Origin of the sequence: uncultured Nevskia sp., assembly GCF_903885465.1 — a bacterium.
GTDB lineage: Bacteria > Pseudomonadota > Gammaproteobacteria > Nevskiales > Nevskiaceae > Nevskia.
This window is the reverse complement of record NZ_CAISIQ010000260.1, coordinates 1-1,872: the sequence shown is the minus strand read 5'-3', so window position 1 is coordinate 1,872 and position 1,872 is coordinate 1. Positions and strand designations below refer to the sequence as shown.

Below are 1,872 nucleotides of genomic sequence, written 5' to 3'. Positions count from 1 at the left end.
CCATTCTGGTGCCGGCCGAAGCGGTGATTCCCGGCGTCAGCGAAAAGAACGTCTTCGTGCTGGTCGACGGCAAGGCGACGCGCCGGCCGGTCGAGATTGGCACCCGCACCACCAACCAGGTGCAGATCCTCAGCGGCCTGGCCGCCGGTGATCGCCTGATCGTTTCCGGCCTGCAACAGATGCGCGAAGGCCTGTCGGTGGCCGATGCCACCGAAGGCGGCGACGGCGCCAGCAAGGAGGCGCCGGCCACCGCCAAGGCCGACAAGGCCAAGGCCGGGAAGGAACGCTCATGAGTCTCGCCGAACTCAGCATCCGGCGGCCGGTGCTGACCATCGTCATCTCGCTGCTGATCATGCTGTTCGGCGCATTGGGCCTGAAGTCATTGCCAGTGCGCGAGTACCCGGCCGTCGATCCACCGTCGATCTCGATCACCACCAGCTATCCGGGTGCCGCCGCCGAAGTGGTGCAGGCGCAGATCACCGAGCCGCTCGAGGAAGCGATCAACTCGGTCGCCGGCATCAGTGCCTTGACCTCGACCAGCCGCGAAGGTGCGAGCCAGATCACCGTCGAGTTCTCGCTGGATTCCGATCTGGAGACCGCAGCCAGCGATGTCCGCGATCAGCTGGCTCGCGCAGTCCGCAATCTGCCGCCGGATACCAATCCGCCGATCCTCAACAAGGCCGATGCTGATTCGAGCCCGATCTTCGGTCTGGCGATCAGCAGCCGCCAGCGCTCGCAGCTGGAGCTGTCGGCCTATGCCGATGCGCTAAGAGAACGCCTGCAGACGGTGCCCGGCATCGCCCAGGTCGAACAGCCGGCCGAGAAGCGCTATGCGATGCGCCTGTGGATGGACCCGGACCGTATGGCCGCCTACGGCATCTCGCCGATCGATCTGCGCGCAGCACTCAACCGCGAGAACCTAGAACTGCCGTCGGGTCGCATCGAAGGCAGTGCCATCGAGCTGCCGGTCAAGACCCTGTCTCGCCTGAGCACCGCCGAGGATTTCAACAACCTGATCGTCAAGCGCAGCGAGACGACCATCGTCCGCTTCCGCGACATCGGCTATGCCGAACTCGGCGCCCAGAACGAGCGCGGCGCGCTGAAGATGGGCGACACGCCGATCGCCGGCCTGTACTTCAAGCAGCAGCCGGGCGCTAACCAGATCGACATCGTCAACCAGCTGCGCAAGCGGCTCGATGAAGTGCGCAAGGATCTGCCCAAGGATCTCAGCGTCGACGTCGCCTACGACAACACCGAATACGTGCGCCGCTCGCTGATCGAAGTCACCGAGACGATCTTCATCGCTTTCGTGCTGGTGGTGCTGGTGGTGTTCGCCTTCCTGCGCGAATGGCGCACCACCCTGATTCCGGTGCTGGCGATTCCGGTGTCGATCATCGGCGTGTTCGGCGTGATGTCCGCCGCCGGCTTCTCGATCAACACGCTGACCCTGCTCGGCATCGTGCTGGCCATCGGTCTGGTGGTCGACGACGCCATCGTGGTGCTGGAAAACATCTACGCCAAGATCGAGGCCGGCATGAGCCCGGTCGAAGCCGGCATCTCCGGCACCCAGGAAATCTTCATGGCCGTGGTGTCGACCACGATCACCCTGGCCGTGGTGTTCCTGCCGCTGTTGTTCATGGGCGGCCTGTCTGGCCGCCTGTTCCGCGAGTTCGGCGTGACCATCGCCGGCGCGGTGCTGATCTCGGCGATCGTGGCGCTGACGCTGACGCCGATGCTCAGCGCCCGCCTGCTGAAAGCGCATCAGGGCCACGGCTGGCTGTTCACCCGCACCGAGCCGATGTTCAACGCGCTGGAAAACAGCTATGCGCGCGGCCTCGGCGGCTTCCTGCGCTTCCGCTGGAGTGCGCTGCT

Annotated in this window: 1 protein-coding gene and 1 pseudogene; both read left to right on the top strand. The window is 65.1% G+C overall.

From position 1 onward, the window contains the following. Positions 1-293, top strand: a pseudogene (locus QZY06_RS09800) (hypothetical protein); the annotation flags it as partial. After that, positions 290-1,872: efflux RND transporter permease subunit (locus QZY06_RS09795; RefSeq protein ID WP_295683490.1), on the top strand; the 1,583-nt coding region annotated here is incomplete at its 3' end. The pseudogene QZY06_RS09800 and the gene QZY06_RS09795, both read left to right, overlap by 4 nt.